Below are 23,829 nucleotides of genomic sequence, written 5' to 3' on the forward strand. Positions count from 1 at the left end.
ACTGGACATAACTGCCAAATCCGCTTATAATTTCTTCAGACCATTCTTCACAAACGGAGGACAAGCATAATGAAATCCAAACTGATAACAACAATCTTACTAATAACTCTGGTTTTTTCCCTGACGGCCTGTGGAAAGAATTCAGGTGACAGCCAGGAGCTCTCTGACACTTCCGATACGCAGACAGAAGAGCAGAAAGAAGAAGAGCCGGGAGAGGTGGAAGACACGGAGACAGAGAATGAGGAGCCTCAGCAGGAGTCGGAAGACGGCCAGGATACGCAGACCCCTGTGCAGGAACCGGCAGCTGAGACGGCAACGATCACTGTCTATTACAGTAATGCGGATGCCACGGCTTTTGAGTCTTCTGAAGTGTCCATTCCATCCCTCTCACCGGAAGCGGTGCTTGGGGCTCTGGTTTCTCAGGGAGCATTGACTGCTGATGTTGCGGAAAATTCATTTACTGTGAATACAGTGGATGGAAAGGCAAGTATCGAGCTGGATCTGAACAGCGCGTTTGCTGCATATGTTTCCAATATGGGAAGTACAGGAGAGTACTATACGGTTGGCGCTCTTGTGAATACATTCCTGGATGCTTATGAGTGCGAGCAGATCCGGATCACGGTGGATGAGGAAGTGCTGTCCACAGGACACGCCGAGTATCCGGGGTATCTGGCCAGATTTGAGTAAGGCTTGGGGAGCAGGACATGAAGAAACCAGGTTATTATTCATCCGGCGAGTTCGCCCGCATGGCCCAGGTGACCCTGCGGACGATCCGCTACTATGACAAGCAGAATATTTTAAAGCCCTCGTATGTAACGGATGCGGGGGCACGTTTTTATACAGATGAGGATTTTGCAAGGCTGCAGCAGATCCTCCTTTTGAAGTATCTGGGGTTCTCCCTGGATGATATCCGGGAGATGACCATTGCGGACACGGATTATCACTTTATGCTGAATTCTCTGGACATCCAGAAGAAACTGATACAGGACAGGATCGAGCAGATGCAACTTGTGGAACAGGCCATTGAGGATACGACCACGGCTATCCGGGAGGAGCATGCCGTGGACTGGAGCAGGATGCTGGATCTGATCCATCTTACCGGGATGGAGAAGAGCTTTAAGAACCAGTATAAAAGCGCCACAAATATTGCTGCCAGGATCAATCTTCACAGCCTCTATGCACAGAACAGGCAGGGGTGGTTTCCCTGGATCTATGAAAACCTGTGTATGGAGGATGGGATGAAGATCCTGGAGCTGGGATGCGGGGATGGGACTCTCTGGACAGAAAATAAGGAGAAACTCCCGGGACATGTGGCGGTGACCCTTTCGGATATCTCGGAGGGGATGCTGAGGGACGCCAGGCGTGCCATCGGGACAGGAGATGGAAGATTTTCTTTTCGGAGTTTTGACTGTCATCGTATACCGTATAGGGAGGAGCAGTTTGACCTTGTGATCGCCAATCACGTGCTTTTCTACTGCCAGGATGTGCAGGCTGTGTGCCGGGAAGTAAAACGAGTGCTGAAACCTGGCGGAAGGTTTGTCTGCAGTACCTATGGGCGGGAGCATATGAAAGAAGTCAGCCGGCTGGTGCAGGAGTTTGATGAGAAGATCGTTCTGTCTGCGGACAAGCTGTATGAGAAGTTTGGAAAAGAAAATGGGGAAGAACTGCTGGAGAAGAGTTTCGCTAAAGTGGAGTGGAAGCAGTACCGGGACTGCCTTTTTGTCACGGAACCGGAGCCTCTTATCTCTTATGTGCTTTCCTGTCACGGGAACCAGGGCCAGTATATAGGTGAAAAGTATAATGACTTCCGGGCATTTGTGAAGAAGAAGACTGCGGAAGGATTCCGGATCACGAAGGATGCAGGAGTTTTTATTTGTGCAAAATGACTAAATTATTACAAAATGTTAAAAAACACTTGAAGGTGACCTAAGGTCACCTTTTATAATGCAATTAAACTAATAAGATACGGCTTATCAGAAATACCAGATACAGGGTACCAAGGAGGTTTTGAAATGAAAGGTATTATTTTAGCAGGAGGATCCGGCACACGCCTCTATCCTCTCACCATGGTTACATCCAAGCAGCTTCTGCCTATCTATGACAAGCCGATGATCTACTATCCCATGTCTGTTCTCATGAATGCAGGCATCCGGGATATTCTGATCATCTCCACACCCCAGGATACACCCAGATTTAAAGAGCTGCTGGGGGACGGGCATCAGTTTGGCGTGCAGCTTTCCTATGCGGTGCAGCCAAGTCCGGACGGACTGGCCCAGGCGTTTATCATTGGCGAGGAGTTCATCGGCGACGATACGGTAGCCATGGTGCTGGGAGACAACATTTTTGCGGGACACGGACTGAACAAGAGACTTCGTGCCGCCGTAAAAAATGCAGAGGAAGGCAAGGGAGCCACAGTGTTCGGCTACTATGTAGATGATCCGGAGCGTTTCGGTATCGTGGAGTTCAACAAGGAAGGGAAAGCGATCTCCATCGAGGAGAAGCCGGAGCATCCAAAGAGTAACTACTGTGTTACCGGATTATACTTCTATGATAATAAAGTGGTAGAGTACGCCAAAGGCTTAAAACCCGGCAAGCGGGGAGAGCTGGAGATCACAGATCTGAACCGCATTTATCTGGAAGACGGTCAGCTCAATGTGGAGCTTCTGGGACAGGGCTTTACCTGGCTGGACACAGGAACTCATGAGAGCCTTGTGGATGCCACCAACTTTGTTAAGACCATGGAGACCCACCAGCACCGCAAGATTGCCTGCCTGGAGGAGATTGCCTACTTAAATGGCTGGATTTCCAGGGAGGATGTGATGGAAGTGTACGAAGTTCTGAAGAAGAACCAGTACGGCCAGTATCTGAAAGATGTCCTGGACGGCAAGTACCAGGAGAACCTGTACTAATTACGAATACGAAAAAAACAAGCAGCATAAAGGAGAAGAAACACTATGAATATTATTGTAACCGGCGGAGCCGGATTTATCGGGAGCAATTTTGTATTTCACATGTTAAATAAGTATCCGGACTACCGGATCATCTGTCTGGACTGTCTGACATACGCAGGAAATCTGTCCACACTGGCGCCTGTCATGGACAACCCGAATTTCCGTTTTGTGAAGGCCAGCATCACAGACCGCGAGGCAGTATATAAATTGTTTGAGGAAGAGCATCCGGATATGGTGGTGAACTTTGCTGCTGAGAGCCATGTAGACCGTTCCATCGAGAACCCTGAAGTGTTCCTTGATACAAACATTAAAGGAACTGCAGTGCTTATGGATGCATGCCGCAAATATGGTATCCAGAGATACCACCAGGTATCTACAGACGAGGTGTACGGCGATCTGCCGCTGGACCGCCCGGATCTGTTCTTTACAGAGGAGACACCGATCCACACAAGCAGCCCCTACAGTTCTTCCAAGGCAGCTGCAGACCTTCTGGTGCTGGCTTATCACAGAACATACGGCCTGCCTGTGACTATCAGCCGCTGCTCCAACAACTATGGTCCTTATCATTTCCCGGAGAAGCTGATCCCGCTGATGATCGCCAACGCGCTGAACGACAAGCCTCTGCCGGTATACGGAAAAGGCGAGAATGTCCGGGACTGGCTCTACGTGGAAGACCACTGCAAGGCCATTGACCTTATCATCCACAAGGGACGTGTGGGCGAGGTTTACAATATCGGCGGCCACAACGAGATGAAGAATATTGATATCGTAAAGATCATCTGCAAGGAGCTTGGAAAGCCGGAGAGCCTTATCACCTACGTGGAGGACAGAAAAGGACATGACATGCGCTACGCCATCGATCCTACAAAGATCCACAACGAGCTTGGCTGGTTGCCGGAGACAAAATTTGCAGACGGCATCAAGAAAACCATCCAGTGGTATCTGGACAACAAGGAGTGGTGGGAGACCATCATTTCCGGAGAGTATCAGAACTATTATGAGAAAATGTACGGAAACCGGGAGGAGATCAAATAATGAAAGTATTTGTGACTGGTGTGGCAGGACAGCTTGGGCATGATGTGATGAATGAGCTGGCTGGCCGCGGCTATGAAGGAGTCGGCTCTGACATTAAGGAAGAGTACAGCGGCATCAAGGATGGCACTCCGGTGGAGTCTATGCCCTATGTGCCCATGGATATCACAGACCAGGCGTCTGTGGAGAAGGTCCTCACGGAAGTGAAGCCGGATGTAGTGGTGCACTGTGCAGCCTGGACAGCAGTGGATCTGGCCGAGGATGAAGATAAAAAAGAAAAAGTGCACGCCATCAATGTGGACGGTACAAAATATATTGCGCAGGTATGTAAAAAACTGGACTGCAAGATGATCTACTTAAGTACGGACTATGTGTTTGATGGCCAGGGTGAGACTCCCTGGGATCCGGACTGCAAGGACTACAAACCGCTGAACGTGTACGGAGAGACAAAGCTGGCAGGAGAGCTGGCTGTGTCTGAGACACTGGAGAAGTACTTCATTGTCCGCATTGCCTGGGTGTTCGGTAAGAACGGAAAGAATTTCATCAAGACCATGCTGAATGTGGGTAAGACTCACGATACGCTGACGGTAGTGGATGACCAGATCGGCACACCTACGTATACATTTGATCTGGCAAGACTTCTGGTGGACATGCTGGAGACAGAGAAATACGGTTACTATCATGCCACCAACGAGGGCGGCTACATCAGCTGGTATGACTTTACAAAAGAGATCTTCCGCCAGGCGGTGGAGATGGGACACACAGAGTACAGTGAGGACCGTCTGACCGTGAAGCCGGTGACCACGGCAGAGTACGGTGTGTCCAAGGCGGCAAGGCCTTTCAACAGCAGGCTGGATAAAAGCAAGCTTGCAGCCAATGGCTTTACCCCTCTTCCCACATGGCAGGACGCGCTGGCAAGATATCTGAAAGAGATTGAATTCTAAGGAGGCTTTTGGAAAATGGGACAGATCAAAGTAGAGAAAAATGCAGGCGGCATTGAGGGGCTCTGTGTCATCGAACCGGCTGTGCACGGTGATGCCAGAGGATACTTCATGGAGACATACAGCCAGAGGGACATGGAGGAGAACGGTCTGGACATGGTATTTGTGCAGGACAACCAGTCCTGCTCCACAAAGGGTGTTCTCAGGGGACTTCACTTCCAGAAAGAATTTCCCCAGGGCAAGCTGGTGAGAGTCATCAAAGGTTCTGTGTTTGATGTGGCAGTGGATCTTAGAAGCGGCAGCGAGACATATGGCAAATGGTTCGGCATCGAGCTGACAGAGGAGAACAAGAAACAGTTCTACATTCCGGAAGGATTTGCCCATGGATTCCTGGTGCTCAGCGATATTGCCGAGTTCTGTTACAAATGTACAGACTTTTATCATCCGGGAGACGAGGGCGGACTTGCCTGGAACGATCCGGAGATCGGCATTACCTGGCCTCAGCTGGAGGGCGAGTATCAGGGCAGCGCTTCTGCGGAGGGGTATCACCTGGCAGATGGCACAGCACTGAACTTAAGTGAGAAAGACCAGAAGTGGGCCGTGCTGAAGGATACATTTCACTTCTAATTAGCCATAATGTGTGAAAAATTAAAGAAATGACAGAGCGATGTACACAATTGTACACCAGTAAAATGCATTGGGGACGTAATACTTTTTAAAGGGATTACGTCCCCATTTCAAAATTGTTTTATTTGTGTCCCAGTTTTCTGCTGAACCAGTCCTTTGCGTAGGCGAAGGTGTGGGCGATCAGCTCCAGCTCGATCTTAATGTAGTTTCCCAGATGGCGGAGCCGGAAGGGAACTTTTTTCTGTTTGGAGAGAGTCTGAAATCCTTCTTTCAGCCCTTCCCGGTAGTCTTTGCCAAATCCGATTTTCATAAAGAAGATAGATTTGACCAGCCAGCCCAGGGCCAGGGGGATGAAGTTGAGGATCAGCTGTGCCAGGGGCATGTTCTTGTAGTTCAGATACACGCTGTTCCTTGCGGATAATTTTACCTTGAAGGAGTTGTACTTGGAGCCGCTTGTGCCGCTGCCTACATGATAGACAAGGGCAGTAGGACAGTACATATTTTTGTATCCATAGATTTTTGCCCGGTAACCTACGTCGATATCTTCCAGGTAGGCGAAGTGGGACTCGTCAAAGTAGCCGATTTTTTCAAAGGCAGAGCGGCGGTAGATGGCTGCTCCGGCACAGGCGGTGAAGATTTCGTCCGGCTCGGTGTAGTTGGATACCGGTCTTCCGGTGCCGCGGCAGACGCCCCAGCCCATGAGGGTGTAGAGGTCTCCGGCGCTGTCTATGAGCTCCGGGTGGTACATCTGGACCATTTTGCTGCTGACGGAGAAGATCCGTTTTGATTTTCGGATGGCTTTCAACATCTCTTCCACATAGTGGGGATCCACAGTGGTATCGTTGTTCAGGAGGATGACGTAGGGAGTGCGGGAGGCCCGGATCCCTTCATTTACCGCCCGGCTGAAGCCATAATTCTTATCCAGCCCAATACAGTGGATATCCGGATAAGTTTCTTTCATATATTCTATACTCCCGTCGGAGGAGGCGTTGTCCACCACAATGATCTCAAAATCTTTGCAGGTCTGCCTGTCCAATGATTCCAGACAGGGCTTCATGAAATGTTTCCCATTATAATTCGGAATAACGATGGTAACTTGCATGATTTGTTTCCTCTGTTCCTGATTTTTCAGATGATTCATGTTAAATACTTATTGATTATACCAGAGACGGCGCCGAATTGCCATATGATCTTCATGAATATTTCAAAAGTGTTAAATAAATGTTAAGAAAAAATGTGTGGGGAAGTCTTGTTCATTCACTATATTTAGTGTATGATAGAACAGGATTTGATAGCAGTATGTCAAATAATGATAATGTTTATATAAAATTGAGGAAATTATAAAATGATAAAAGACAACCAAAGGTTCTGGAATGGACTGCACGTAGTCCTGGATGCATGTGTCATCGGTATATCTTATGTGCTTGCCTGGTATATCCGGTTTAAGTTTGGCGTGTTCCCGCCTTCGCCGTGGTATTTGTCGCTGCAGGAATATACACGGGTTCTCATCTTTGTGATCCCGGGATATCTGATCCTGTACTATATTTTCCAGCTCTATACCCCTAAGAGAGTGCAGGGGCGCAGGCTGGAGATCTGGCACATCACGCAGGCCAACGCTATTGGTCTTATGGGGCTGATCCTTGTCCTCTATCTTGTAAAAGAGCAGAATTTCTCCCGAAGCATGCTCTTTGTATTTTTCTGCGTCAATGTCTTTGCAGAGGCGCTTATGCGCAATCTGATCCGAATTCTGCTGCGCAGTATCCGCAAAAAAGGGCTGAATCAGAAACAGATCCTTCTGATCGGTTACAGCCAGGCTGCGGAGGCGTATATTGACAGGGTGGTGGCGAACCCTTCCTGGGGGTACACGGTGCGGGGCATTCTTGCGGACAATGTGCCAAGGGGAACAGAGTACAAGGGGATCAAGGTGCTGGGACGGATCGACAACCTGTCCATCATTCTGCCAGAGAACCGGCTGGATGAGATCGCCATCACACTGGGCCTTGCAGAATACCATAAGCTGGCAAAGATTGTCAGCATGTGCGAAAAATCAGGTGTCCATACCAAATTCATTCCGGATTACAACAATATCATCCCTACCAAGCCATATACGGAAGATCTACTGGGACTTCCTGTGATCAATATACGCCATGTGCCCCTGAATAACCGGCTGAACGCCTTTATGAAGAGGTGTGTGGATCTTTTTGGCGCAGTGGTGGCGCTGATCCTGTTTTCACCGGTCATGGCTGTGGTGGCTGTGATCATCAAAGTTACGTCTCCCGGACCTCTGATCTTCAAGCAGGAGCGGATCGGCATGCGGAACAAGCCTTTCTATATGTATAAGTTCCGTTCTATGGTGGTGCAGGACGCATCTGCTGAGAAGAAGGCCTGGACGACCCAGAACGATCCCAGAGTGACGCCCATTGGAAAGTTTATAAGGAAGACCAGCATCGATGAGCTGCCTCAGCTTGTCAATGTGCTGAAGGGAGATATGAGCCTGGTGGGACCGCGCCCTGAACGCCCGCAGTTTGTTGAGCAGTTTAAGGAGGAAATCCCCAGATACATGGTGAAGCACCAGGTGCGCCCGGGGCTGACCGGCTGGGCACAGGTGAATGGATACAGGGGAGACACCTCGATCCGGAAGCGGATCGAGCATGATCTGTACTATATTGAGAACTGGACTCTTGGTTTTGACTTCAAGATCATTATTATGACGTTCTTTAAGGGATTTGTGAATAAGAACGCTTACTAGTTAACGGAAGATGACAGGAGATAGAATGAGCAAGAAGAAGAGATTGCAGAAAAAGCTGACCCGCGAGGAGCGGCGTCAGCTTCGTAAGAAAAAGAGAAGAAAACGGATTATCGTGCTTGTGATCGAGCTGATCATCCTGGCAGTTCTGGGAGTTGTGGCCTACGGTGTATTCAAGCTGGACAAACTGGATTTCAATATTCTGGACCAGAACAAGCTGGATGTTTATAAAGATACAGGGCCGTACACGAACATTGCCCTGTTTGGGCTTGACTCCAGGGAGGGAGAGCTGGAGGGCGGCGTCCAGAGTGATACCATTATGATCGCCAGCATCAACAACGAGACCAGCGATGTGAAACTCGTGTCCGTTTACCGGGATACGCTGCTTCAGCAGGCGGACGGTACATACGAGAAGGCGAATTCTGCCTATAATACCGGAGGCGTGGAGCAGGCAATCAGCCTGCTGAACCGCAATTTTGACCTGGATATTCAGAATTATGCCAGTGTGAATTTTAACGCCCTTGTGGATGTGATCGATCTCCTTGGGGGCATAGAAGTGGAGATGACAGCAGAAGAGGCGTTCTGGTGCAACGGCTATGCTTTTGAGACTGCACAGGTGACGGGAAAAGAGATGGTTCAGATTAAAGAGGAGGCAGGTACGCAGCTTCTGGACGGAGTTCACGCCGTGGGATATGCCCGGATCCGGTATACAGATGGAAACGATTTTAAGCGGACAGAGAGACAGCGGATCGTGCTGGAAAAAGTTGTGGAGAAGGCGAAGAGTGCCAGCTTTTCTACGCTGAACAAGATTATTGACCAGGTATTCCCTCAGGTATCTACCAGCTTTTCTTCGACAGATCTGCTTGGGTTTGCGGCTAATGCACTGAATTACAATATAGTAGATACTTCCGGCTTTCCGTTTGAAGTGACTACATCGGAAAATGTGCTGAACCACAGCGGTTCCTATGTTGTGCCTATTGATTTTTCATCTAATGTCAGCCGCCTGCATGAATATCTTTTTGGGGAGAAAGACTATACTCCATCAGAGACAGTACAGCAGATTGACAATGACATTGTCTATCTTACAGGAGTAGATGCGGGCACAGCGGCGATCCAGTCGGATTTTACGGAGTCGGAAGATACAGGAGATGAGTAGATGCTATGAATGAAAAAGCAGTTCGTAATTTGATAGTGGAGACAGTGATCTGTGCGGCTTTTTATGTTGGCAGTTTCCTGGCCTCCAGGGGAGGAGTGCACGTGTTGAGTGCTCTCCTTCTCATTGTCTACGCTCTTGGCGTCTATATCTGCCGCTTCAGGGAGACAGGAAATCTTGTGGATATGAAAGGATTGTTTGTGCTGGCCTGGGTGGGCGGACAGGGGATTGCCTGCCTGCAGTTGAGCAATCTCCAGACAGATTGGAATGTCTGGACCTGGGTGAGCTTTTTTTTGGCTTACATCGGCTTTTGTGCCGGATACCTGCAGAAGAGGACTCCCTCTGAGGACAGAGAGATTTCGGGTGATGCGATAAGTGCAAACAGACTTCTGATCTGCGCCTGCGCGCTGGCAGTCATATCCTGGATCTGTTTTTTGATCGAATTTTTGGCAGTGGGCTTTATCCCTCTCTTTTCGGAGGAACCTCACGCCTATTCTTATTTCCACGTGTCGGGTGTGCACTACTTTACTATCAGCTGCATACTGGTCCCGGCTATCACCGTTCTCTACTGGAAGGCAAAAGAAAAGAAAAGCACCAGAGACTGGGTGCTGCTTGGATTGGCAAATTTTACAGCTGTAGCGGTTCCGATCCTGTGCGTGTCCAGATTTCAGCTTTTGTTTGCCGTGGGGTTTGCTGTTGTGGTCTATATCCTGACTAACAAAAATCTGAACTGGAAAGTGCTGCTGCTTCTGCTGGCCATTATGGTTCCTGTTTATGTCGGACTTACCGTGGCGAGAAACCATGATGTGGAATATCTGAATGGCATTTTTGATATGAAGAATCGTAATACGCCTATTTTTGTCACGCAGCCCTACATATATGTGGCAAATAATTTTGAGAATTTCAACTGTCTGGTAGAGCAGATCGCAGAACATACATATGGCCTGCGGATGTTGTTTCCGGTATTTGCCCTGACTGGGCTAAAGTTCGTTTTCCCAGAGCTGACAACAAGTCCGATTTATATAACTAAGCCGGAACTTACCACTTTAACCATGTTCTACGATGCGTATTATGATTTCGGAATAGTGGGAGTCCTCCTCCTTGCGCTGGCTATCGGATTTGCAGCCAAGAAATTGACAGGCTGGATACACAGAAGCGGTAACCCGGTTGCCTGTCTCTTTTATGGCCAGATTGCCATTTATCTGGGACTGGCGTTTTTTACCACCTGGTTCAGTAATCCTACTACCTGGTTCTGGCTCGCGCTTACTACAGTGATGTATCTTTTTGTTGGATATCGCAAAAAGGAAAGGAAAGTTGCTGATGACAGAGAAAATTGAAGTGATCATTCCGGTCTACAAGCCGGACAGAGAATTTGAGAAATTGATCTTCCGGCTGAAAAAGCAGACCCGTCTTCCGGACAGGATCCATGTGATCAATACTGTGTCTGATCGTTTTCCGGCAAAGTTCTGTGAAGAGCAGGGGATCCATGTGACCCACATTGAGAAAGCAGATTTTGATCACGGAGGCACAAGAGATATGGGGATGCGCCAGTCAGATGCGGACATTGTTGTCTTTATGACCCAGGATGCAGTCCCGGCTGATCCCTTCCTCATAGAGCATTTGACGGCCCCTTTTGAGAGAGAAGATGTGGGGGCGGCATATGCCCGCCAGCTTCCAAGGAAGGACTGCCATATCATTGAGCGGTATACCAGGTCTTTTAATTACCCGGAAAAGTCGAGGCTGAAGGGAAAAGCGGACATACCGGTCCTTGGGATCAAGACGTTCTTCTGCTCGGATGTGTGCGCGGCCTACAGCAAAAAGGCTTACGAGGAAACCGGAGGTTTTGAGAAGAAGACGATCTTTAATGAGGATATGATCCTGGCAGGACACATGGTCGAAAAAGGATACATGATCGCTTATGCAGCTGATGCCCAGGTGATCCATTCCCACAATTATACAGGGCTCCAGCAGTTCCATCGGAATTTTGATCTGGCTGTCTCCCAGGCGGAGCACCCGGAAGTATTTGCGGGGATCGCCTCGGAGAGCGAAGGCATTCGTCTTGTGAAAAGTACGGCCAGGTATCTGCTGAGAGAGAAGAAAGGGTGGCTGATCCCCAAACTGGTATGGCACAGCGGCTGCAAATATTTGGGATACCGTCTTGGACGCAGTTACCGGAAATTGCCGCTCTGGCTTGTGAGAAAATGTACGATGAGCCAGAGTTATTGGGAAAAATAATTGCAGTTTTGGGAAAAATCATGTATAGTATAGAATGATATGTTCGGAAATCATGTAGTTTTTTAGCGAAAGGATTTTAGTAATGGCGAAAGAAAGAAAGCATTACCGGCGTGGACGCAGAAAGAAAAATCGGGGGTTTGCCTCCTGGTCTCTCGGGAAAAAGATCGCTTCTATTGCCGGAGGGACTTTTCTGGTTGTGGCAGCTGCCGGTGCAGTGCTGCTGGCCAGCAAGCTGGCAAAGATCGATACAGTGGAACTTGATGCAGACAAGCTGAATATTTCTGAGGAGGCCAGACAGAGGGGGACGGGATATCTCAATGTTGCCCTTTTTGGTGTGGATTCCAGGGAGAATGAACTGGGAGAGGGGACAAGAAGTGACACCATCATGATTGCCAGCCTAAACCGGGAGACATTGGAAGTAAAGATCTCTTCGGTATATCGTGATACGCTTTTGCAGCAGAGTGACGGGACACTGAACAAGGCCAATTCGGCCTACGCGTTTGGAGGTCCTGAAGCAGCCGTGGCGATGCTGAATGAAAACCTGGATATGGACATAGAACACTATGTGACAGTAAATTTCAATTCACTGATCGATGTGATCGATGCGGTGGGGGGGATTGAAATTGATGTCACGGAAGAAGAACTGCCCTATGTAAATGGTTATGCGGTAGAGATCATCAAAGCTACAGGAAAAGATTCGGGTGGGGTTAATGAGCCTGGGCTCCAGACGCTGAACGGTGTACAGGCGACAGCATATGCCCGCATCCGCTACACGGCCGGCGACGACTTTAAGCGTGCGGAGCGACAGAGGGACGTGCTCGCAAAAGTGATCGAGAAGCTTCAGGGGGCAAGTCTTTCACAGATCAATAAGATCATCGATAAAGTGTTCCCGGAAGTGTCCACCAACTTTACCCTCACAGAAATCATGGAATATGCTCTGGATGCATTTGATTATAAACTTGGTGAGACAACAGGATTTCCTTTCGACAAGTCTACAGATACATTAAATAATATAGGAAGTGTGGTTATCCCGGTTACGCTGGAGAGCAACGTGCAGCAGCTCCACGAGTTTTTCTTTGGGGCAGAAGCGGGATATACCCCCTCCTCTACTGTGTCCACGATCAGTGGAAACATAGTGGCCAAGGCCGGGGATCGTGTGGCTGATACAGATGAGGACAGCCAGGCGATCATGGTGCAGCCCGAAGATGACTCCTCCTACGATTACAGCGGCGGTTATGATGACGGCTACAGTGACGATTCAGGATGGACCGGCGGCAGCGGAACCGGAGGCTCGGGTACCGGCGGAAGTGGAGGCGCCGGCGGCGGTGGAACCGGAGATGGAAGTGGAACCGGCGGCAGCGGCGGAAGCGGAGATGGAAGCGGTACCGGCGGCAGCGGCGGAACCGGAGATAGTGGGAGCGGCAGTGACAGCGGCAGCGGCGGAACCGGAGATGGCGGAAGCGGCAGTGACGGCGGCAGCGGCGGAACCGGAGACGGAAGCGGCTCTGGCGGCGGAGATGTGGCATCCTGATACGAAGGAAAGAGCGCTGACAGAGATTGAAATATTACGAATAAAGAGGAAAATGAACAATGAAAAAATTGAGAAAAGCATTAATGGCATTGATGGCAGTATGCATACTGGTTTCAGGGTTTTCCTTTTCCGCATATGCATCTTCGGGACAGCTTCGCTTTTCAGACCCCTCCACAACGGTAGGGGCTGAGGTGGAAGTGACAGCCACGTTTACGGGAACTGTGGCAGTGCAGTCGGCGGAGGCGACCCTCACATACGATACATCCATGCTGCGTTTTGTGGAAGGCGGCCAGGTTACGGACAATAATGGCACGCTGACTCTGAGCGGTGCGGGAGACGGCACTTCCACACAGCTGAACTTTACGATGACATTCCAGGCCCTCCAGGAAGGGACGACAGTGATCGAGATCTCTTCCGCATCCGGCACAGATGTGGACGGAGATTCCATCGACGTGACAAGAGGGCAGTCTACAATCACCATCGGCCCCGGGGATCCGTCTCTTATTCAGAACACTTCAGCAGCCTCCGGCCCGTCGGTGGAGGTGAACGGTACATCCTACGTGATCTCCGGTGATTTCTCTGACGCGATCATCCCGGGAGGTTTTGAGCGGTCAGAGATGCAGTTCGAGGGACAGACATGCACGGTAGTTACCCAGGCTTCCAGCGGTGCGACAGCCATGTACCTTGTCCCGGCGGCAGGAGGAGAAGGGGACTTTTTCCTGTACAATACAGATGATGGAAGCTTCTCTCCTTTTGAGGAGGTAGAACTTTCTACAGACCGCTATCTGATCCTTCTTCAGAATGATGGGACAGTGAATATTCCCGGCGGTTACCAGGAGACAACTCTTACGCTGAACGGCAAAGAGTTCCCTGCCTGGCAGAATACGAACAATACAGAGTACTACCTGGTGTACGGCCTGAACAGCGATGGCAACAAAGTGCTCTATCAATACGATACAACAGACGGTACCTACCAGAGATATCTGCGCCCGCTGTCTATCTCCACAGATGAGTCCGGCGAAGCGGACGGTATACTGGGAACGATCCTCCAGTTTATACAGGACAACCTCCGCTGGGTGCTGGTTGCTGCCTGTGTGCTTTTTGTGCTGGTGGTGATCATTCTGATCGTGGTTCTTGTGAAGCTGCATCACCGCAATCTGGAGCTGGATGATCTCTATGATGAGTACGGCATTGATCTGGACGAGGAACAGGAAAAAGCGGCAAACAAGAAAGACAAGAAGGCAGACAAAAAGTCCAGGAAGAAAGACAAGCTGCAGCCTCAGGCTGAGGAGACTGATTTTGATGAAGGTTTTGAGGACTACGAGGACGATGACTTTGAGGATGGTATTGACTACGAGGACGATGATGAGTACGATCTGGACGGCGACGAGTACGACAGCTATGAGGAAGAGGACTACGATGAGGATTACGAGGAAGACTATGATTCCTTCGTAAGAGGGGGAAAGAGATCTTATGGAGATGTGTCCCGCCGCAGCCGTGTGGACGATGAGGAAGATGTTGAGGATCTTGACGCTCTGCTGAATGCGCGGGTGAGAGAGCCGGCAAAGAGGCCGAAGAAAGCGCCTGAGAGACGCAGCCATGCGGAAGAAGACGACACCTTTAAGATGGACATCATTGATCTGGATTAACAGTTTAAGGAGAATGTGGGAAACTGCATTCTCCTTTTTCTTTACAGGAGACCGTATTTTTGATACAATACAGCTTGATAGTGCAAAAAAAATGGATATATGTACAAATATAATAAGGAGAAGTAGTTATGTGTGGAATTGTAGGATATATCGGAGACCAGCAGGCAGCGCCTATTTTGCTGGATGGACTGGAGAAACTGGAGTACAGAGGATATGACTCCGCCGGCATTGCCGTCTATGATGGGGAGGAGATCCATGTGATGAAGGCACAGGGAAGGCTGAAAGTGTTGAATGAGCTGAGTCACGGCGGAGAGATGCTGCCGGGCACTTTGGGGATTGGTCATACAAGGTGGGCCACCCACGGGGCGCCGTCAGACACCAACGCACACCCCCATTTTAATCAGGACAGGACCATTGCGGTCGTGCATAACGGCATCATCGAGAATTATCTGAAACTGAAGAAAAAGCTGGAGAAGAAAGGCTATACCTTTGTGTCAGAGACAGACACAGAGATCATCGCCCAGCTGCTGGATTATTACTACGATGGGAACCCGCTGCGGGCCATCACAAAGGTAATGCACCGCATGGAGGGATCTTATGCGCTGGGTATCATTTTCAGTGATCATCCGGATGAACTCTATGCGGTCCGCAAGGACAGTCCGTTGATCGTGGGGCACACAAAAGGAGGGAGCATCATTGCCTCTGACGTGCCGGCTGTGCTGAAGTACACAAGAGATGTGGTCTTTATAGAAAATGAAGAGATCGTGCGCATGACGGCAGAGCAGATGGAGTTCTTTAATGTGGATGAGGAGCCCATCGACAAGGAGACCGTCCACATTGACTGGGATGTCAATGCGGCAGAAAAGGGCGGATATGAGCACTTCATGCTGAAGGAAATGTATGAGCAGCCCAAGGCCATCACCGATACGTTTTCTCCCAGGTTGAAAGACGGGAAGATCGTGATCGAGGAGCTGGGCATGAGCGATGAGGATATCAAGGCTGTAAGGAAGATCATGATCGTTGCCTGCGGTTCAGCCTACCACACAGGCATGACAAGTAAGTATGTGTTTGAGGGCCTGGCCAGGATCCCGGTGGAGGTGGATCTGGCTTCTGAGTTCCGCTACAGGGATCCTATCCTTGAGGAGGGCACGCTCCTCATCGTGGTGAGCCAGTCCGGAGAGACGGCAGATACGCTGGCGGCTCTGCGGGAGGCTAAGTCCAAGGGCGTGAGAGTGCTTGGTATCGTAAACGTAGTGGGAAGCTCCATTGCCAGGGAGGCGGACAATGTCATGTACACGTGGGCTGGACCGGAGATCGCCGTGGCCACCACAAAGGCCTACTCCGCCCAGCTGATCGCTCTTTATCTCCTGGCTATGAAATTTGCCCATGTCAGGGGAGAACTGTCCGATGAGGGTCTTGCAGAGATGATCGAGGAGCTGAAGGAACTGCCGGCCCAGGTGGAAATGATGCTGAACAATCAGAACAAGATACAGAAATTCGCCAACCGCTATCTGGCGGCCCGCAGTATCTTCTTTATCGGAAGGGGCATTGATTACGCTATTTCCCTGGAAGGGTCCCTGAAGCTCAAGGAGGTCTCCTACATCCACTCTGAGGCCTACGCGGCCGGGGAGTTAAAGCACGGAACCATCTCGCTGATCGAGGAGGGAACTTTGGTGTGCTCTGTTCTGACCCAGGAGGAACTCTATAAAAAGACCATCAGCAATATGGTGGAGGTCAGGACAAGGGGAGCCTTTGTCATGGCTGTGACCAATGTGGACAATACAGAGGTGGAGAAGGCGGCGGACTACGTTGTCTATATTCCCAAGACCAACAAATACTTCACCAACTCCCTTGCCATTATCCCTCTGCAGCTCTTTGGCTACTACGTGGCTGTGGGCAGAGGCTGCGATGTGGATAAGCCGAGAAACCTTGCCAAATCTGTCACAGTAGAGTAAGATATCAGCAGTACGAAAGAAAGTAAAAGAGGAGTTTGCTGATGAAATACGATTACCTTATAGTTGGCGCAGGCCTTTTCGGCGCAGTGTTTGCCCGGGAGGCCATGAACAGAGGAAAGACCTGCCTTGTGCTGGACAGGAGAGACCACATTGGCGGGAATATTTATACCGAGAAAGTGGAGGATATCCAGGTGCACCGCTATGGGGCGCATATTTTCCACACGTCGGACAAAAAGGTGTGGGACTATATCAACCAGTACGCGGAGTTTAATAACTATATCAATTCACCGGTGGCTGTGTACAAAAATGAGCTTTACAACCTGCCTTTTAACATGAATACCTTCAGCAGGATGTGGAATATCCGGACCCCCAAAGAGGCCAGAGAGATCATAGAGGGGCAGATTGCGGATCTTCATATTGAGGAGCCGAGGAACCTGGAAGAGCAGGCTCTCTCCCTGGTGGGGCGGGACGTGTATGAGAAGCTGGTGAAGGGCTATACGGAGAAGCAGTGGGGAAGAGACTGCAAAGATCTGCCCGCCTTTATTATCCGCAGGCTGCCGCTTCGCTTCACCTATGACAACAATTATTTTAATGACAGGTATCAGGGCATCCCGGTGGGAGGATATACACGCATTATAGAGAAGCTCCTTGAGGGGGCAGAAGTCAGGACCGGTGTGGACTATCTGAAAGAGCGGGAGACCTACGAGTGTGCCGCCGGGAAGATCGTTTTTACGGGTATGATCGACGAGTACTACGGCTACAGGCTGGGGGCTCTGGAATACAGGAGCGTCCGCTTTGAGACGGAAGTGCTGGACTGTGACAACTACCAGGGAAATGCAGTGGTCAACTATACAGACAGAGAAGTGCCCTACACCAGGGTCATTGAGCACAAACATTTTGAATTCGGTACCCAGAAAAAGACTGTGATCTCCAGAGAGTATTCCTCGGAGTGGAAGGTGGGGGATGAGCCCTACTATCCGGTAAATGATGAAAAGAATTCCGTCCTCTATGAGAAATATGCCAGCCTGGCAGCTGGAGAGGATAATGTCATATTTGGCGGAAGGCTGGGCGCTTATCGGTATTACGACATGGATAAGGTGATCGCCAGTGCGCTGGAACTTGCGGACAGGGAGTTCGCCGGGGAGATTTAACATTATTTAATCAATTCATCACAGTTTAAACACAATTATGAGCTAGACTACTGTCATAGAAAGCAAAAGATATGAAAGGAGTCTGTACTATGGATAATCAGTATAATTACTACAATCCGGGACCGGATGATCAGAATATATGGAGTGAACAGCCGACAGAGGAGCCGCCGAAGAAGAAAAAAGGCGGAAATTCAAAGAAGTGGCTGTCTATTGTCAGCGGAGGCCTGGTGTTTGGCATTGTGGCCTGCGCGGCGTTTCAGGCGGGAAACATCATTGTGGACCGTGTTACCGGGGGTGAGGCCAAAGAGGTGCGCCAGACATCCACAACCACCCAGCTGAATCAGACGTCCAGCACAGTGACCTCCGATGTGTCCGGCATCGTGGAGCAGGCTATGCCGTCCATCGTATCCATCACAAATATGAGTATCCAGGAGGTCCAGAACTTTTTCGGGCAGACCCAGGAGCAGGAGAGCGAGAGCCTTGGCTCAGGGATCATTATCCAGCAGTCTGATACAGAGCTTCTGATCGCCACCAACAACCACGTGGTGGAAGGGGCAGATACGCTGACCGTTACATTTGTAGATGAAGAGAGCGTGGAGGCCAATATCAAGGGGACGGATCCCTCCAAGGATCTGGCTATTGTGGCGGTTCCCCTGGAATCGATAAAGGATTCCACGATGGAGACCATTGCCATTGCCACACTGGGAGATTCCAATGAGGTGCAGGTGGGTGAGCCTGCCATTGCCATTGGAAATGCCCTCGGGTATGGGCAGTCTGTGACGACAGGTATTATCTCTGCCACAAATCGTCAGATCGATATGGATGGGTTTGACAGTGAGCTGATTCAGACAGATGCGGCCATTAATCCGGGCAACAGCGGCGGGGCCCTCCTCAATGCCAACGGTGCTGTCATAGGCATCAACACGGCCAAGATCAACTCCAGTGTGGCAGAGGGCATGGGCTATGCCATCCCCATCTCAGATGCCAGTGAAGTCCTGACCAACCTGATGAACAGGGAGACGAGGGAGAGGGTTTCCGACGAGGCCAGAGGATATCTGGGCATTACGGGCCAGGATGTCTCTTCTGATATTGGCGAGGCCTACAACATGCCCACGGGCGTCTATATTTCCGAGGTGACAAAAGGAAGCGGCGCCGAGCAGGCAGGGCTCTCAAGAGGCAGCATCATCACGGGAATGGAAGGAGTCACAATAGACAGCATGGAGACGCTGCAGGATCAGCTTTCCTACTATGCAGTGGGAGAGACAGTGGAACTGACTGTCCAGGTTCCTGCAAGCGGCGGCGAGTATGAGGAGCAGACGGTATCTGTGACTCTGGGGGCAAATCCTAATTAGAAAACATATTTCCTGCTGAAAGGCAGAGGACAGGAGTGCGGCAAAAATTCGTGCCGTACTCCTTTTTTCACCAGATGATGTGTGATATAATATATGAATACTTGGCGAAAGATCCAGGGACAGCGGTAAGATGAGTATAAGGAGGAGACGAAATGTACAGTTTTGAGGAAATCCAAAAGACAGACAGCGAAGTGGCAGAGGCTATCCTGCATGAGATGGAGAGACAGAACTCCCATATTGAGCTGATCGCTTCTGAGAACTGGGTGAGCAAGGCAGTCATGGCTGCCATGGGAAGCCCTCTGACAAACAAATACGCGGAAGGATATCCGGGCAGACGGTACTACGGCGGCTGCGACTATGTGGACGTGGTGGAGAATCTGGCTCGGGACAGGGCAAAAGAACTGTTTGGCTGTGAGTATGCCAACGTGCAGCCCCATTCCGGCGCTCAGGCCAATATGGCGGTATTCTTCGCAATGCTGAAGCCTGGCGACAAGATCCTGGGCATGAATCTGGATCACGGCGGACATCTGACCCACGGCTCACCTGTGAATTTTTCCGGGAACTATTTCGTGACATCTTTTTACGGAGTGAATGATGACGGGGTTATCGACTATGATGAGGTGCGCCGGATCGCCCTGGAAGAAAAGCCGAAGATGATCATTGCGGGAGCCAGCGCCTATGCCAGAAAGATCGATTTCAAAAGATTCCGCCAGATCGCAGATGAAGTGGGCGCTTACCTTATGGTGGACATGGCTCACATTGCGGGCCTTGTGGCAGCGGGACTCCATGAAAGCCCGATTCCCTACGCGGATGTGGTGACAACGACTACACACAAGACACTGCGGGGACCCAGAGGCGGTATGATCCTCTCCAGCCAGGAGGCGGCAGAGAAATTTAAATTTAACAAAGCGGTGTTCCCGGGTATCCAGGGCGGTCCTCTGGAGCATGTGATCGCCGGAAAGGCCGTGTGCTTCAAGGAGGCGCTGCAGCCGGAGTTCAAGGAGTACCAGAAGCAGATCGTAAAGAATGCCAAAGCTCTGTCAGAGGCGCTGATGGCTAAGGGGATCAAGCTGGTGTCCGGCGGTACGGACAACCATCTGATGCTCATGGACCTGAGCGAAGAGGATGTGACTGGAAAAGAGCTGGAGAAGCGTCTTGACCAGGCAAATATCACATGCAACAAGAATACGATCCCCAATGATCCCCGGTCACCCATGGTTACAAGCGGTATCCGTCTCGGGACACCGGCTGTCACAACCCGGGGAATGAAGGAAGATGATATGGAGCAGATCGCAGAGGCGATCAGGCTGGTACTGACGGGTGAGGAGAATATTGGCAAGGCCAGAGAGATCGTGGCAGGTCTTACGAAAAAGTATCCTCTGATCTGACCCGGTCCGGACGTCTGGATTCTGAAGATACCGGAAGATGGCCGGGCAGCAGCAACGAAAGGAAAGACATACATGAAGAAAAAACACAGAGATGAAGAGGAACTCAGGAAACTGATGAACCGGCTGAACAGGATAGAGGGACAGGTGCGGGGTGTCAAGAAGATGCTGGAAGAAGAACAGTACTGCGTGGATATACTGACCCAGGTTTCGGCTATCCAGGCGGCGCTGAACGCATTTAACAAAGAGCTTTTGTCCAGCCATATCCACTCGTGTGTGGTGGAGGAGATCCAGAAAGGGAACACAGATGTGGTGGACGAGCTCTGCGAGTCCATCAAAAAGCTGATGAAATAATTTTCAAAGAGAATACGTTCAAAAAGAAGAAGGGGAGCCCTGACGGACAGACGAGATGTCCGGCAGGGTTCCCCTTCTGTCACCTTTTCCTGATCCTTCCATAAAATAATAGTGCAGATTGAAATGGAAGGAGTAATTTACATGCCGAATTACCGTTATCAGGCACAGGACTGCCAGAGGCGGCAGGGCCGGGGCTATCCGAATCAGGGGATGCAGCAGCGTGGAACCATGCAGCAGACGGCCATGCACCAGGCAAATATGCGGCATAGGGCTGCAGACCAGGCAGCAGGCCGCTGCCTGCCGGACTCACGGACGCTCTCTGACCTGCCCATTGCCATGGCCTATGTGCCGTGGCAGGAGTGGTGTGGAATATTGGAACTGGAAAAAGGACTTTGCTGCGGGACTATCTTTGAGGAGCTGAACAAACCATTTACAGGAGCAGGAGGGAGACGCTGATGGCAGAAAACAGACCATGCAGGAAGGACCTGCTTCACTGGATCAATGTGATCAGTTTTGCGATGAATGACACAACGCTTTTTCTTGATACACATCCGCACAACAGGGAGGCGTTGGAATTTTTTGAGGAGTGCCAGTCCAAGAGGAACCGCGCTTTGAAAGAATACGCCAAATACTACGGGCCTCTCACCATTGATACGGCGGACGTCTCCGAGACAGACAGGTGGAACTGGATCAATGAACCGTGGCCGTGGCAGGAAGGGGGATGCTGATTTATGTGGAATTATGAGAAGAGACTGCAGTACCCGGTGAAGATCACCCAGACCAACCCGAGACTGGCCCAGGTGATCATAAGCCAGTTCGGAGGCCCTGACGGTGAATTGGGGGCTTCCATGCGCTACCTCTCCCAGAGGTACACCATGCCCTACAAGGAAGTGACAGGTACACTGACAGATGTCGGAACAGAAGAGCTGGCTCACCTCGAAATTGTGTGCGCCATTGTTTACCAGCTCACGAAGAACCTGACGCCGGAGGAGATCGAGCGATCCGGCTTTGACAAATACTATGTGGATCACACGCTGGCTCTGTGGCCTCAGTCTGCCGGCGGCGTGCCCTGGAGCTCCACCACATTCCAGTCCAAGGGGGATCCCATCACGGACCTGCATGAAGATATGGCAGCAGAGCAGAAAGCCAGGACCACCTACGACAACATCCTGCGGCTTGTGAAAGATCCGGAGGTGGCAGACCCCATCCGGTTCCTGCGGGCCAGGGAGATCGTCCATTACCAGAGATTCGGCGAGAGCCTGCGCATTGTACAGGATCATTTGGACAGCCGCAACTTCTATGCATTCAACCCGGCATTTGATCTGGGAAAATAAAATGAGCACCAAGCCAGGCCCGGTCCGGCGGGAGGCGCATCTGCACGGCGCGCCCGCTCCGGGCTTGTTTTTATCTCCGGTTGCCGTTATAATATATGCGTCGATGTAGACTGACGCAATGATTGGAGTGTAAATAGAATGGACAACAGAAACAGCAAAGTCAGGCAGATGCCTGACCGCAGCAGGGGGAACGGAAGTCCGCGGGGAGCCTATACAAGATCGGAGAAGGTGCGGGCGAGAGTGAAAAACAGTATACGGTACTTTGACTACAGTCTGGTGGCCTCCATGGTCTTCCTGATCTGCTTTGGCCTGGTCATGCTCTACAGTGCCAGTGCCTATGCGGCCCAGGTGGACTATAACGACAGTATGTACTATTTTAAGAGACAGATCTTTTTCTGCCTGGCGGGCGCGGCGGGAGCTTACATAGTCTCGCTGATCGACTACCATATCTGGGCAAAGCTGGCGAAGCGGATCTTTTTCTTTTCTCTGATCCTGATGGCGCTGGTGCAGACTCCTCTGGGAAAAGAAGTGAACGGCGCCAGGCGCTGGATCCGGCTTCCTTTTAATCAGCAGCTGCAGCCCTCCGAGCTTGCGAAGATCGCAGTCATCCTTTTCATCCCGGTGGTGATCTGCCAGGTTGGAAAACAGATCAATACCCTGGCAGGGGTTGTGCGGGTTCTCTGCTGGGGAGCGCTCTCGGCGGCCTGCGTCTTTTTCCTGACGGAAAATCTGAGCACCGCTATTATCGTGTTCGGCATTTCTTTTTTGATGGTCTTTATCGTCCACCCCAAGAAGGCTGTATTTATAGTGCCTGTGGTGGTGGGAGTTCTGGCGGTGCTCCTCATACCGATGATCCTGGGGCCCCTTGTGCAGGCGGGGGACTTTGAGGGAAATTTCCGCCTGGGAAGGCTTCTTGTGTGGCTGGATCCGGAGCGGTACTCCTCCGGCCTTGGCTATCAGGTGGTGCAGGGTCTCTACGCAGTGGGATCCGGCGGCTTTTTTGGGAAAGGGCTTGGAAACAGTGCCCAGAAGCAGTTCATCCCGGAGGTGCAGAACGACATGATCCTGTCCGTCATCTGTGAGGAGCTGGGCGTGTTCGGCGCCATTATGGTACTGCTTTTGTTCGGGCTTTTGCTGTACAGGCTCATGGTGATCGCACAGAATGCGCCGGATATGTATGGCGCTCTTGTGGCCAGCGGCATTTTCTCCCATATCGCTCTTCAGGTCATATTGAACGTAGCTGTGGTGATCAATCTGATCCCCAACACAGGAATCACACTTCCTTTTATCAGCTACGGAGGCACGTCGATCCTCTTTCTGATGGCGGAAATGGGACTTGCTCTGGGAATTTCCAGAAAGATTAAGATGGGATGATCGGATTTCCCCTTTTCAACTGCAGGTTATTGTGCTATGATATATAAAGTGGTTTTTGA

The 23,829-nt window shown here is 50.7% G+C and carries 22 protein-coding genes; 21 read left to right on the plus strand and 1 reads right to left on the minus strand.

The window, feature by feature from the left end; translation table 11 throughout:
• The first annotated feature begins 69 nt into the window (after window positions 1-69).
• From INF30_RS06730 to rfbC, 6 genes are all read left to right on the plus strand, one after another.
• Window positions 70-687, plus strand: a complete 618-nt coding sequence (locus INF30_RS06730) for a GerMN domain-containing protein (protein WP_226394653.1) — start codon at window positions 70-72, stop codon at window positions 685-687.
• Between the two features lie 17 nt (window positions 688-704).
• On the plus strand, window positions 705-1,886 hold the full coding sequence (locus tag INF30_RS06735) for a MerR family transcriptional regulator (RefSeq protein WP_226394654.1): 1,182 nt from the start codon (window positions 705-707) through the stop codon (window positions 1,884-1,886).
• A gap of 126 nt (window positions 1,887-2,012) precedes the next feature.
• Entirely contained in the window at window positions 2,013-2,909 is an 897-nt protein-coding gene (gene rfbA / locus INF30_RS06740; protein WP_076776986.1) for a glucose-1-phosphate thymidylyltransferase RfbA, read from the plus strand.
• A 45-nt stretch (window positions 2,910-2,954) separates the two neighbouring features.
• Complete coding sequence (gene rfbB, locus INF30_RS06745; protein ID WP_191384170.1) at window positions 2,955-3,986, plus strand: dTDP-glucose 4,6-dehydratase; 1,032 nt, start codon at window positions 2,955-2,957, stop codon at window positions 3,984-3,986.
• Window positions 3,986-4,927, plus strand: a complete 942-nt coding sequence (gene rfbD / locus INF30_RS06750) for a dTDP-4-dehydrorhamnose reductase (protein ID WP_191384169.1) — start codon at window positions 3,986-3,988, stop codon at window positions 4,925-4,927. The genes rfbB and rfbD overlap by 1 nt, the downstream gene beginning before the upstream one ends.
• A gap of 15 nt (window positions 4,928-4,942) precedes the next feature.
• The gene (rfbC, locus tag INF30_RS06755) at window positions 4,943-5,551 is read left to right on the plus strand and encodes a dTDP-4-dehydrorhamnose 3,5-epimerase (RefSeq protein WP_226394655.1); all 609 of its coding nucleotides are present in this window, start codon (window positions 4,943-4,945) and stop codon (window positions 5,549-5,551) included.
• 121 nt (window positions 5,552-5,672) lie between these two features.
• On the opposite strand, the gene INF30_RS06760 is transcribed toward rfbC, so the two are convergent.
• Complete coding sequence (locus INF30_RS06760) at window positions 5,673-6,653, minus strand: glycosyltransferase family 2 protein (protein ID WP_226394656.1); 981 nt, start codon at window positions 6,651-6,653, stop codon at window positions 5,673-5,675.
• Between the two features lie 243 nt (window positions 6,654-6,896).
• Here INF30_RS06760 and INF30_RS06765 point away from each other — a divergent pair, with 243 nt between their 5' ends.
• The 15 genes from INF30_RS06765 (at window position 6,897) to INF30_RS06835 (ending at window position 23,770) form a co-directional block, all read left to right on the plus strand.
• Window positions 6,897-8,300 (plus strand): undecaprenyl-phosphate glucose phosphotransferase, encoded by a 1,404-nt coding sequence (locus INF30_RS06765; RefSeq protein ID WP_076776996.1) that lies wholly within the window; start codon window positions 6,897-6,899, stop codon window positions 8,298-8,300.
• A gap of 25 nt (window positions 8,301-8,325) precedes the next feature.
• Complete coding sequence (locus INF30_RS06770) at window positions 8,326-9,453, plus strand: LCP family protein (RefSeq protein WP_226394657.1); 1,128 nt, start codon at window positions 8,326-8,328, stop codon at window positions 9,451-9,453.
• A 5-nt stretch (window positions 9,454-9,458) separates the two neighbouring features.
• The gene (locus INF30_RS06775) at window positions 9,459-10,787 is read left to right on the plus strand and encodes an O-antigen polymerase (protein ID WP_226394658.1); all 1,329 of its coding nucleotides are present in this window, start codon (window positions 9,459-9,461) and stop codon (window positions 10,785-10,787) included.
• A complete protein-coding gene (locus INF30_RS06780; protein ID WP_226394659.1) occupies window positions 10,771-11,685 on the plus strand; it encodes a glycosyltransferase in 915 nt (304 codons plus the stop codon). Before INF30_RS06775 ends, INF30_RS06780 begins: the two co-directional genes overlap by 17 nt.
• A gap of 82 nt (window positions 11,686-11,767) precedes the next feature.
• Window positions 11,768-13,216 carry an LCP family protein gene (locus INF30_RS06785; RefSeq protein ID WP_226394660.1) on the plus strand — a complete coding sequence of 483 codons (1,449 nt, stop codon included), beginning with the start codon at window positions 11,768-11,770 and terminating at the stop codon, window positions 13,214-13,216.
• 59 nt (window positions 13,217-13,275) lie between these two features.
• Window positions 13,276-14,865: a cohesin domain-containing protein gene (locus INF30_RS06790; RefSeq protein ID WP_226394661.1), complete on the plus strand. Its 1,590-nt coding sequence runs from the start codon at window positions 13,276-13,278 to the stop codon at window positions 14,863-14,865.
• A 128-nt stretch (window positions 14,866-14,993) separates the two neighbouring features.
• The gene (glmS, locus tag INF30_RS06795) at window positions 14,994-16,820 is read left to right on the plus strand and encodes a glutamine--fructose-6-phosphate transaminase (isomerizing) (RefSeq protein ID WP_226394662.1); all 1,827 of its coding nucleotides are present in this window, start codon (window positions 14,994-14,996) and stop codon (window positions 16,818-16,820) included.
• A gap of 41 nt (window positions 16,821-16,861) precedes the next feature.
• On the plus strand, window positions 16,862-17,971 hold the full coding sequence (glf, locus tag INF30_RS06800) for a UDP-galactopyranose mutase (RefSeq protein ID WP_226394663.1): 1,110 nt from the start codon (window positions 16,862-16,864) through the stop codon (window positions 17,969-17,971).
• Between the two features lie 89 nt (window positions 17,972-18,060).
• Window positions 18,061-19,323 carry a S1C family serine protease gene (locus tag INF30_RS06805; protein ID WP_226394664.1) on the plus strand — a complete coding sequence of 421 codons (1,263 nt, stop codon included), beginning with the start codon at window positions 18,061-18,063 and terminating at the stop codon, window positions 19,321-19,323.
• Between the two features lie 152 nt (window positions 19,324-19,475).
• Window positions 19,476-20,711: a serine hydroxymethyltransferase gene (gene glyA / locus INF30_RS06810; protein WP_076777014.1), complete on the plus strand. Its 1,236-nt coding sequence runs from the start codon at window positions 19,476-19,478 to the stop codon at window positions 20,709-20,711.
• Window positions 20,712-20,783: 72 nt separating this feature from the next.
• Complete coding sequence (locus INF30_RS06815) at window positions 20,784-21,062, plus strand: metal-sensing transcriptional repressor (RefSeq protein ID WP_076777016.1); 279 nt, start codon at window positions 20,784-20,786, stop codon at window positions 21,060-21,062.
• Between the two features lie 141 nt (window positions 21,063-21,203).
• Window positions 21,204-21,518: a spore coat associated protein CotJA gene (locus INF30_RS06820; protein WP_311136009.1), complete on the plus strand. Its 315-nt coding sequence runs from the start codon at window positions 21,204-21,206 to the stop codon at window positions 21,516-21,518.
• Window positions 21,518-21,790 carry a spore coat protein CotJB gene (locus INF30_RS06825; RefSeq protein WP_076777018.1) on the plus strand — a complete coding sequence of 91 codons (273 nt, stop codon included), beginning with the start codon at window positions 21,518-21,520 and terminating at the stop codon, window positions 21,788-21,790. The genes INF30_RS06820 and INF30_RS06825 overlap by 1 nt, the downstream gene beginning before the upstream one ends.
• A 3-nt stretch (window positions 21,791-21,793) precedes the next feature.
• Window positions 21,794-22,396, plus strand: a complete 603-nt coding sequence (locus INF30_RS06830) for a manganese catalase family protein (RefSeq protein ID WP_076777020.1) — start codon at window positions 21,794-21,796, stop codon at window positions 22,394-22,396.
• A 168-nt stretch (window positions 22,397-22,564) separates the two neighbouring features.
• The gene (locus INF30_RS06835) at window positions 22,565-23,770 is read left to right on the plus strand and encodes an FtsW/RodA/SpoVE family cell cycle protein (protein WP_076780772.1); all 1,206 of its coding nucleotides are present in this window, start codon (window positions 22,565-22,567) and stop codon (window positions 23,768-23,770) included.
• Window positions 23,771-23,829: the final 59 nt, after the last annotated feature.

Source organism: Claveliimonas monacensis (assembly GCF_014982975.1).
In the GTDB taxonomy this organism is placed as follows: domain Bacteria; phylum Bacillota; class Clostridia; order Lachnospirales; family Lachnospiraceae; genus Claveliimonas; species Claveliimonas monacensis.

Excerpts from the sequence above, each read along its gene's own strand:
- INF30_RS06730 (WP_226394653.1), top strand. The coding sequence starts at position 70 with ATGAAATCCAAACTGATAACAACAATCTTACTAATAACTCTGGTTTTT.
- INF30_RS06735 (WP_226394654.1), top strand. The coding sequence starts at position 705 with ATGAAGAAACCAGGTTATTATTCATCCGGCGAGTTCGCCCGCATGGCC.
- rfbA (WP_076776986.1), top strand. The coding sequence starts at position 2,013 with ATGAAAGGTATTATTTTAGCAGGAGGATCCGGCACACGCCTCTATCCT.
- rfbB (WP_191384170.1), top strand. The coding sequence starts at position 2,955 with ATGAATATTATTGTAACCGGCGGAGCCGGATTTATCGGGAGCAATTTT.
- rfbD (WP_191384169.1), top strand. The coding sequence starts at position 3,986 with ATGAAAGTATTTGTGACTGGTGTGGCAGGACAGCTTGGGCATGATGTG.
- rfbC (WP_226394655.1), top strand. The coding sequence starts at position 4,943 with ATGGGACAGATCAAAGTAGAGAAAAATGCAGGCGGCATTGAGGGGCTC.
- INF30_RS06760 (WP_226394656.1), bottom strand. The coding sequence starts at position 6,653 with ATGCAAGTTACCATCGTTATTCCGAATTATAATGGGAAACATTTCATG.
- INF30_RS06765 (WP_076776996.1), top strand. The coding sequence starts at position 6,897 with ATGATAAAAGACAACCAAAGGTTCTGGAATGGACTGCACGTAGTCCTG.
- INF30_RS06770 (WP_226394657.1), top strand. The coding sequence starts at position 8,326 with ATGAGCAAGAAGAAGAGATTGCAGAAAAAGCTGACCCGCGAGGAGCGG.
- INF30_RS06775 (WP_226394658.1), top strand. The coding sequence starts at position 9,459 with ATGAATGAAAAAGCAGTTCGTAATTTGATAGTGGAGACAGTGATCTGT.
- INF30_RS06780 (WP_226394659.1), top strand. The coding sequence starts at position 10,771 with ATGACAGAGAAAATTGAAGTGATCATTCCGGTCTACAAGCCGGACAGA.
- INF30_RS06785 (WP_226394660.1), top strand. The coding sequence starts at position 11,768 with ATGGCGAAAGAAAGAAAGCATTACCGGCGTGGACGCAGAAAGAAAAAT.
- INF30_RS06790 (WP_226394661.1), top strand. The coding sequence starts at position 13,276 with ATGAAAAAATTGAGAAAAGCATTAATGGCATTGATGGCAGTATGCATA.
- glmS (WP_226394662.1), top strand. The coding sequence starts at position 14,994 with ATGTGTGGAATTGTAGGATATATCGGAGACCAGCAGGCAGCGCCTATT.
- glf (WP_226394663.1), top strand. The coding sequence starts at position 16,862 with ATGAAATACGATTACCTTATAGTTGGCGCAGGCCTTTTCGGCGCAGTG.
- INF30_RS06805 (WP_226394664.1), top strand. The coding sequence starts at position 18,061 with ATGGATAATCAGTATAATTACTACAATCCGGGACCGGATGATCAGAAT.
- glyA (WP_076777014.1), top strand. The coding sequence starts at position 19,476 with ATGTACAGTTTTGAGGAAATCCAAAAGACAGACAGCGAAGTGGCAGAG.
- INF30_RS06815 (WP_076777016.1), top strand. The coding sequence starts at position 20,784 with ATGAAGAAAAAACACAGAGATGAAGAGGAACTCAGGAAACTGATGAAC.
- INF30_RS06820 (WP_311136009.1), top strand. The coding sequence starts at position 21,204 with ATGCCGAATTACCGTTATCAGGCACAGGACTGCCAGAGGCGGCAGGGC.
- INF30_RS06825 (WP_076777018.1), top strand. The coding sequence starts at position 21,518 with ATGGCAGAAAACAGACCATGCAGGAAGGACCTGCTTCACTGGATCAAT.
- INF30_RS06830 (WP_076777020.1), top strand. The coding sequence starts at position 21,794 with ATGTGGAATTATGAGAAGAGACTGCAGTACCCGGTGAAGATCACCCAG.
- INF30_RS06835 (WP_076780772.1), top strand. The coding sequence starts at position 22,565 with ATGCCTGACCGCAGCAGGGGGAACGGAAGTCCGCGGGGAGCCTATACA.